The 8709-nt window shown below is 62.3% G+C and carries 8 protein-coding genes; 1 reads left to right on the top strand and 7 read right to left on the bottom strand.

Annotation, left to right across the window (positions count from 1 at the left end):
- Window positions 1–51 precede the first annotated feature (51 nt).
- The 6 genes from QN397_RS13980 to senB all read right to left on the bottom strand — a co-directional run bounded on the left by QN397_RS13980 (window position 52) and on the right by senB (window position 6146).
- The gene (locus tag QN397_RS13980; protein WP_416352329.1) at window positions 52–402 is read right to left on the bottom strand and encodes a copper-binding protein; all 351 of its coding nucleotides are present in this window, start codon (window positions 400–402) and stop codon (window positions 52–54) included.
- Window positions 403–480: 78 nt separating this feature from the next.
- A complete protein-coding gene (locus QN397_RS13985; RefSeq protein ID WP_323501177.1) occupies window positions 481–987 on the bottom strand; it encodes a cupredoxin family protein in 507 nt (168 codons plus the stop codon).
- Window positions 988–1032: 45 nt separating this feature from the next.
- Window positions 1033–2448 carry a copper oxidase gene (locus tag QN397_RS13990; protein ID WP_323501178.1) on the bottom strand — a complete coding sequence of 472 codons (1416 nt, stop codon included), beginning with the start codon at window positions 2446–2448 and terminating at the stop codon, window positions 1033–1035.
- A 35-nt stretch (window positions 2449–2483) separates the two neighbouring features.
- On the bottom strand, window positions 2484–3911 hold the full coding sequence (locus QN397_RS13995) for a TolC family protein (protein ID WP_323501179.1): 1428 nt from the start codon (window positions 3909–3911) through the stop codon (window positions 2484–2486).
- Window positions 3908–4309: a hypothetical protein gene (locus QN397_RS14000; RefSeq protein ID WP_323501180.1), complete on the bottom strand. Its 402-nt coding sequence runs from the start codon at window positions 4307–4309 to the stop codon at window positions 3908–3910. Before QN397_RS14000 ends, QN397_RS13995 begins: the two co-directional genes overlap by 4 nt.
- Before the next feature lie 844 nt (window positions 4310–5153).
- Window positions 5154–6146, bottom strand: a complete 993-nt coding sequence (gene senB / locus QN397_RS14005) for a selenoneine biosynthesis selenosugar synthase SenB (RefSeq protein WP_323501181.1) — start codon at window positions 6144–6146, stop codon at window positions 5154–5156.
- Here senB and senA point away from each other — a divergent pair.
- Window positions 6145–7416, top strand: a complete 1272-nt coding sequence (gene senA, locus QN397_RS14010; protein WP_323501182.1) for a selenoneine synthase SenA — start codon at window positions 6145–6147, stop codon at window positions 7414–7416. The genes senB and senA overlap by 2 nt on opposite strands.
- Before the next feature lie 366 nt (window positions 7417–7782).
- Here the strand turns inward: senA and QN397_RS14015 are convergent, their stop codons facing one another.
- Entirely contained in the window at window positions 7783–8661 is an 879-nt protein-coding gene (locus QN397_RS14015) for an MBL fold metallo-hydrolase (protein ID WP_323501183.1), read from the bottom strand.
- Window positions 8662–8709: the final 48 nt, after the last annotated feature.

Below are 8709 nucleotides of genomic sequence, written 5' to 3' on the forward strand. Positions count from 1 at the left end.
TGCAAGGTATGCAGCGACGCGGCTTTGCAGGCGTTGGCAGCGAGCGAGATTTCAGCGGGCCGCCTCAATCTTGGTGACGGTAATTTTTCCGTCGACCTTTTCTGCGAGGAAGCGGACCTTCTCGCCGGACTGCACCTGGTCCAGCACGGCTTCGTCCTTGACGCTGAAAACCATCGTCATACCCGGCATGTCGAGGTTCTTGAGTGGACCGTGCTTGATGGTCAGCTTCTTGCCATCCTTGTCGATCTTGCGGATCTCGCCATCGGACATTTCGGACGTCGCGGCGGCAGCAGCTGTTCCTTGCGCCGGGGCCTGCGAGGATGGAGCCGACTGCGCAGCAGCGATTCCGGAGAAAAGCATCGCGGCTGTGGATGTGACAAGTGCAAGACGAATTTTTTGCATTTTGAGTTCCTTGAGCATCAATTGATTGTTGGGATGAAAGGGTCTGCAGCAGCAGGACAACAGACCCGGACGTTGTGCTTACTTGCTGACAGTCTTGCCCGGCGTATGTGAGACGTTCACGGCGCCCTTCATGCCTGCGTCGTAATGACCCGGCTGCAGGCACGCGAAGTCCACCTCTCCGGCCTTGGTGAACTGCCAGACGATTTCGCCGCTCTTGCCGGGTGCCAACGTGATCATGTTCGCGTCGGCGTGTTCCATCTCGGGGTTCTTCTTCATCACCTCGGAATGCTCCCTGAGCTCCTTCTCCGTACCGAGCACGAGCTCGTGCTTGATCTGGCCGGAATTCTTGATGACAAAGCGCACGGTCTCGCCTTGCTTGACGCTGATGTCGGCCGGTGTGAAGCGCATGTTGTCGGCCATGTTGACGTTGATCGTGCGTGTCGACTTGGTAGCCACCCCGGGCTTGCCGATCGCGTCGTCGGCATCGTGACTGTGACCTCCGGTGTGGTTACCTGAAGCTGAAGCGCCGGCCGCGGCCAGAGCGAGCGTTGCTGCGAAAGCGGTGTCGCGGAAGATGTGTTTCATGGTTTTTCTTTGAGCGGTTGGAAGGTCTGAGGGAAGTGAAAAAAGTCAGTGGCCAGAATGGCCGCCATCGGGCTTCCGGATCTGGACTTCGATGTTCTTGGCCGGCATGTTCTGAGCCGGCATCGCGGCCGCGCCGGCGCCGCGCTGGCGCGGGGTCTCCGGCGGCGGCCCATCCAGTTCGTAGGCGACCGTGCCCTTGGGGTGTTTGAACCAGCCAGGGTTGGCGTAGTCGCCAGCCTTCTGGTTTTTGCGCACCTTGACCACGCTGAACATGCCGCCCATCTCGACCGAGCCGAACGGGCCTTCGCCTGTCATCATTCGCGCGGTGTTGTCCGGGATCGGCATCTCCATTTCGGCCATGTCGGCCATGCCGCGCTCGCCCATGACCATGTAGTCGGGGATCAGGTTCGAGATCTGTTTGGCCACGTCCTTGTGGTCCAGTCCGATCATCGTGGGCACCTCGTGGCCCATCGCGTTCATCGTGTGATGGCTCTTGTGGCAGTGAAAGGCCCAGTCGCCTTCTTCGTTGGCGAGGAACTCGAACTGGCGCATCTGGCCGACGGCCACGTCCGTCGTCACCTCGGGCCAGCGGGCACTCTTCGGTGTCGGGCCGCCATCGGTTCCCGTGACTTCGAACTCATGGCCATGCAGGTGCATCGGGTGGTTCGTCATCGTCAGATTGCCGACGCGGATGCGCACCTTGTCGTTGTGCCGGACGTTGAGCGAATCGATACCCGGGAAGATCCGGCTGTTCCAGGACCACAGATTGAAGTCCAGCATCGTCATGATCTTGGGCGTTGCGCTCCCCGGCTCGACGTCGTAGGCGTTGAGCAGGAACACGAAGTCGCGGTCGACCTTTTCGATCAGCGGATGCTCGGCCTTGGGGTGCGTGACCCAGAAGCCCATCATTCCCATCGCCATCTGAGTCATTTCGTCCGCATGCGGGTGGTACATGAAGGTGCCGGGGCGGCGCGCCACGAATTCGTAGACGAAGGTCTTGCCCGGGCGGATCGGCGGTTGGGTCAACCCCGCGACACCGTCCATGCCGTTGGGCAAGCGCTGCCCATGCCAGTGCACGCTCGTGTGCTCGGGCAGCTTGTTGGTCACGAAGATCCGCACCCGGTCGCCTTCCACCACTTCGATGGTCGGTCCAGGCGACTGGCCGTTGTACCCCCAAAGGTTGGCCTTGAATCCGGGGGCCATCTCGCGCACCACAGGCTCGGCCACCAGGTGGAACTCCTTGACGCCGTTGTTCATGCGCCAGGGCAATGTCCAGCCGTTGAGCGTGACCACGGGGTTGTAAGGGCGTCCGCTCGTTGGCATCAGCGGTGCCATGGTGTCGGGTGTGGTTTGGAACACGGGCTCAGGCAAGGCCGCCATCGCCACCTTGCTCACGCCTGCCGCTGCAAAGGCGCCCGTGATGGCACCTGCACCGCTCAAGAAATTGCGTCTGTTTGTCATGTCGTTCAATTGGGTTAGAGAGCGAAGCAGTGCGCTCAATGAGCAGCGCCGCTAGCGGATGCGCCATTGCCACCCGCACTGGCCATCGAGGCGCCCATGGAGGTCGGCTTGCCCATCACCGAAGCCGCGAGCGCGGCATCGGCCAGCCAGAACTGCTGCTGGGCGTTGATCGCGTTGGTCACGCTGGAGATCTGATCGCGTGCTTCGGCAAGCAGCTCGAAGACGCCGATCAGCATGCCGTTGTAGCGAAGCACGTTTTCATCCGCCATCGCCTGACGCAAGGGCACGATTTCGTCTCGGTAGTGCCGCGCGATGTCGTAAGCCGTGCGGTAGGCAGAGTACCCCTCGCGCAATTGCGAAGAGGCGCCGCGCACGGTGGCGTCGTAGCGGTTGGCCGCAGCCAGCGACTGCGCGTTCAATGCGTCGCGTTGAGCCGAACCCCAGTCGAAGAGCGGCAGCCGGATGTCGAACTCGAAGCCGCGCCGTGTGCTCTTGGTGCCTTGCGCGTTGTCGAAGACCGTGTCGCGGCGACCACCCACTTCCACGTCGACGAAAGTCGACAGCAGGTTGAGGCCTTGCGATCGTCCCGCCACGTCCAGCTGGGCACGGGCAAGCTGGACATCGAGGCGTTGCTCGGTGGCGGTGGCCGCGACTTCCTTCGCCTCGCGAGGTATCTTGGGCAGATCGGGGAGACGTTCGGGCAAGGCCAACTTGGCGGCTTGTTCGTCGTCCAGACCCAGGATGCGAACCAGTTCCTCGCGGGCCGCGGTGGTGGCCTGCTGCGCCAAGGCGAGTTGGGTGGTCGCGTCTGCATAAAACACCTGTTGGCGTGCCCGCTGTAGCTTGCTGAAGTTCCCAATAAGCTGCATCCGGCGCGCGAGTTCGGCGCTGGCCTGGGCCGACTTGTTGACCTGCTCGGCGTACTGCAGCGACTGCTGGGCAGCAACCGCGCGGACCCAGGCCTGCTTGACCTGCGTGACCTGGTCGACAACGGCCCCGGTCAGCTGCACTTTGGCCTGGTTGGCCTGACCCTTCGAGATCGACAGACGTTGCGGCAGCAGGATGAGGTCCACCAGGCCGAAGGACAACAGCCGTCCGAGCTCGAGTTCGCTGTTCAGGCGCATGCGCTCGAACTTGAAAATCGGGCTGGGCAGCCGGCTGGTCTGGTTGGCCGCGGCGATGTCGCCCCAGCTCTGGGCAATCAGGGCCTGGACCGACGGACTGTTGGCCAGTGCGAGCTGCACCGCGTCGCTTTGCGACAGCGGCTTGGCGAGCAACTCCTGAGACAGCGCCGCGCGGCGGTCACGCTGCTCCTGGGTCCGGCTGAGTTCGAGCTTGCCGCCGGTGAACTGGTGCGCGTTGGCGTTCGTGTCCTTCAGGGCGTCGTCGATACCGACCGAGGCGCAGCCGGCCAGCAAAGCGGCCGCGAGGGCGATGGCCGTCAAACGCAAGGCGCGCTTCATGGCTTGTCCTTCTTCGCGGGCGCACCCGACATGCCTGGCATGGCCATCGAATGGCTTGGCGGCGAAGCGGGTAACGCGGCGCCGCTCTTGGGCGATTCGGCCCCGGCGTTGCCCGAGCCAGACGCTTCTTTGGCATAGGCCTGCCAGCCGCCACGGCGGTAGACCGTCTCGTTGGCCTCTTTCCAGGGAATGGGCTTTCCGTCATCAAAGGGCTGATAACCCTCGAGCGCGGACTTGTAGGTCAGGACAGGCGGCGTCGAGGTTGTCGGCGCACTGGCGCCGGCAGGCGAAGGCTGAGCCACAGCGCCAACGGCGGTGAAAGTTGCCGAAGCTGCCATGGCAGCCGCGGCGAGAAAACGGAATGCTGCCAGCCGACGGGCTGACGATGAATGGAACATGGCGTCCTCGCAGATTCATGAACGGAGTGCGTCAGTGCTGCCGGAAAGGGCACGACGCAGGCGATGCATGAGCGTTCGCAGATCCCGTGACGCGACGTCACGGACAAACGAACGCGTTAAACGCGAGGAGGTTTGTCGAGGACGCGGGGCGTCAACGACGCCACCGCAGAAAACGGTTCTGCCATTGCCGCAGGTGGCAAGGCAGGTGCAATCACGACGGGCGTGGTGCCAACAAGTGCAACTGAGTGGCATGCCCCGCAGGTTCCGCACTTGTGGGCCGTATCGGCGTCCCCTGAAGCCTGATCGTGATGATGTGGCGTGCTCTCGACGTCAGACGCCGAATCCACATGTCGGCTGTCGTGCGCGTGTGACTGCGGTTTAACGTGTTCGTGCGGTACGACTGGCTCGAAAACTGTTTCTGCCATCGCCGGTACTTCGCCTGCTGCGCAGAATTGCATGGTCGCAGCCGCATAGCCTTGAAAGGGCACCGCGAGCATCACAGCCCAAAGCAGCAGTTTTCGAACAAACGACATTTACTGAAGTATGAACGTTGACACCGTGACAAGGTCAAGCGATTTTGAGTCGAACTTAGATCGCATGAGCCACGGAGCGTCAGTGCTCGTGCCGATGGTGCGCGTTCGGCACGTGCGCGTGCTTGTGCAGCAGCGGTGTATGCACATGCCGATGGTTGTGCGAGCTTCTTTCAAAATCGTCGTGCACGTGATCGTGATGCCCGTGCAGGCACCGAACGACGCGTATCCAATCTTCAAGAAAGAAGACGGGACGTCGCAGGGGCGCTTGCGCCCGCGGAGTAAATGCGCTTTGCGAATTGAAGGTGTTGGGGCTATCGATATGGCCCCGTATTCTTGCCGGACGTCTTGCTGCCGATCATTGCGCATAGCAAGGCGAGCAAGGTCGCTTGCTCAAGGGCGGGTTCAAACAGAGGGGCGCGCGACGCGCACTGCGCAGCAAGACGATCGAGCATTGCCGGCTCGTCGCGACAGCGTTGCAGCAATGCGGCAAGGGCCTCGGAGTCGCCCAGTTCGAAATAGCCACCGTAGTCCTCCCCCAACATTCCGATGTTTCCCGCGATCCGGCTGGCGAGCACCGGCGTTCCGCTGCACACCGCCTCCATCACCACGTGAGCACCGCCTTCGATCACGCTCGGATGCACCAGTACGTGGGCTGCCTGGATGCGGCGGCGTGCGTCGGCATGCGGCAGGGGTCCAAGCCAACGGTAGGCTGGACATGCTTGCTGCGCCGATTTCGCTTCGATACTCCACGCCGGGTCCAGCGCGGCGCCGATGTGGTCCAGCAGGATGTCCGGACGATCAACGAGTCGACGAGCTGCGGCGAAGTACGTCTGTGGCGCCTTCTCCGCGCGCAAGTGACCCACCATCAGCGCACGCAAATGCCGATGTGGCTTGCGAAGCGGTGCCAGCGAGCGGGTCGACTGGAAGCAGGCAGTGGCTTTGTCGCGGTGCAGCACCGGCAGGTCGTCGACTGCGCGCTCGTGCAGCACCACCAGCCGGTCGGCCAGCGCCAGTGAGCGCTGTGCGCTCGCATCGAACTGGATGTCCCGGTACAGGTCCGTGCCCGTCAGTACCACTGCCAAGGGCTGGTGCGGTTGAGTGCCGCACCAGCGCTCGATCGAGGCGGCCGAACGTCGCGCATGCAGCGCAATCATGACGTCGGCCGGCGTGCCGTCCCAGTGATCGACCAGCGCAATTCGATAATGTTCGCGCAACATCTTTGACCATCGCAAAGCTGTTTGCCAGTTGCCGTTGTTGGAACTGGCCAGCGCGGGCGTCACGATGCAAAGAGAAGGGCGAACCATGAACGAGGTTATACCGGTGCACAACCTGGGCGACACCATGACATCCACGAGCGCAGAGGCGATGCGCAAGGCCGGACCCGCTGAGATCGAGGCGGCGCTCACCCGAGGCCGCACCCAGTTGTTGAGCTTGTTCGACGGTTTTGAAAGGGGGCTCGGACCCAATGGCCTTCGAATTGCACAGGATACTGCTGTGAATTTGCCGCTTTGGGAGTTGGGGCACATCGGCTGGTTCGAAGAGTTCTGGTTGTCGCGCAACACGGAGCGCGGCTTCGGGATAGCTTGCGATCCTTTCGCACCACGACGCACATCAGTGCTGCCGCGCGCCGATGCGCTCTATGACTCGTCGAACGTCGCGCATGGCCTGCGCTGGCAACTTGCGCTGCCCGACCCCTCGGCCACGCGCAGCTATCTAACGGCAGTGCGTGAGGCCACACTGACCTTGCTCCGCGCTTGCAGCACCAAGGAAGAAGACCTGTACTTCTTTCGGCTCGTCCTGTTCCATGAAGACATGCATCGGGAAGCATGGCACTTCATGGCGCAGCGGCTTGGCATCGATCTTGGCCCTGGCATGACGGGTCGCGCGCCGCGCCCGGCGGTCGCCTCAGGTTCGTGGGACATTCCGGGCGGGCTGCGACATGTCGGTGTGGACAACGCCGGCTTCGCTTTTGATAACGAACTGTGCGCTGCAAACATCGAAGTGTCTGCGTTCAGCATCGACCGGGCGACGGTGAAATGGGACGCTTTCCTCGCCTTCGTCGACGGCGGCGGCTACACAGATGACAGGACCTGGACGCCGGCCGGTCGCGATTGGCGGCGGTACAGCGGTGCAACGCATCCGCTGCATCTGCGGCGCGGGCACAGTGGATGGGAGCGATCTCGGTTCGGTCGTTGGTTACCTATCGATCCGTTGGCACCGGCCGTGCAAATCACGGCCCATGAGGCCGAAGCGTGGTGCCGTTGGGCTGGCCGCCGCTTGCCAACCGAGGCCGAATGGGAAACCGCTGCGAAACTGGCTGTTGAGCAGGGAGAAGTCTTCGAATGGGGTGAGGTTTGGGAGTGGACTGCGAGTCCGTTTGAACCGTATTCGGGGTTCGTCCCGCACCCCTACCGCGACTATTCGCAGCCATGGTTCGATGGCCGGTCGGTGCTGCGCGGAGGATCGTTCGCGACTGTGCAGCACATGAAGCATCCAAGTTACCGCAACTTCTTTCCAGCGGACCGCAGCGATGTGTTCGCGGGGTTTCGCAGCTGTCCCCAGCGGTCTTGGTGAAGGCGTGGGTCGTCGACTTCTACCTGAAGGGCATGACGTCGGACCCTTGCCGCGTGACCTCGGTTTGGCGCGACGTGTCAGCAGGGTGGGAATTCATTGAGGGTAGGGTGAGCGCGACGATGGCGGCGCACTTAAGGTGCGATGAAATACAGACTCCTCGACCAAGAGCGTTGATTGCGCCGCGCGCTGTTGCTCAACTGGATGCCAATGACTGCAGGGAACCCGTTGATTCAGCGGCTGACGTCGCTGCTTGGCAACTCGAAGAGTCTGGTCCGTCTCGGGCGGCTGCGAGTTCATGAAAAGTGCATCCATCGTCACGATGCACCCAGATGCCGGGATAGGCCCACCTGCCGCTTGAGACACTGGTCAGCCGTGGATGGGCAACGTGTTCAGCGGGATGCGCAGGTAAGACACGCCGTTTTCCTCCGCCGGAGGCAGTTGCCCAGCGCGAACATTCACCTGAATCGACGGCAAGATTAGCGTCGGCACTTCTAGCGTGGCGTCGCGTGCCTGCCGCATCGCGACGAACTCGTCTTCGGTGATGCCGTCGCGCACATGGATGTTCAGGGCTTTCTGCTCGGCCACCGTCGTTTGCCAGCGGGCAGGCCGCGAAGCCGGCGGGTAGTCATGACAGACATACATCGTCGTCTCGGGAGGCAGGGCCAGAAGGCGGTGCATCGAGCGGTACAGCTGGTGTGCTTCCCCGCCGGGGAAATCGGCGCGAGCGCTGCCGACGTCAGGCATGAAAAGCGTGTCGCCGACGAAGACTGAATCGTCGATGAGGTAGGCCATGTCGGCCGGGGTATGACCGGGCACCAGCATCGCCGTGGCCTCGACCTCGCCGATCCGAAACGTTTCACCGTCTTTGAACAGGTGGTCGAACTGGCTACCGTCGGGAAGGAAGCTGCGCTCCAGGTTGTAGAGCTTCTTGAAGGTGGCCTGCACCGTCCGAATGTTTTCGCCGATGGCGATGCGGCCACCGACGCGCTGCTGCAGGTAGCGCGCACCGGACAAATGGTCCGCGTGCGCGTGGGTCTCGAGAATCCAGTCGACATGAAGCGCGTGTTTGACGACATAGGCCAGCACCTGATCCGCCGAGGTGGTGCTGGTGTGGCCCGATTTGAAGTCGTAGTCGAGCACCGGGTCGATGACCGCGGCGCGCTGCGTGGCGGGTTCCCACACAACATAGCTCACTGTCCAGGTCTTCGGGTCGAAGAAGGCTTGTGTCGTGATTCGAGCGTTCATAGTGAACTCCGATTTTGGTTTTCTATCTATTGAAGTATAGTATATATA

It is taken from the genome of Variovorax sp. RTB1 (assembly GCF_035018765.1).
In the GTDB taxonomy this organism is placed as follows: Bacteria; Pseudomonadota; Gammaproteobacteria; order Burkholderiales; family Burkholderiaceae_C; genus Variovorax.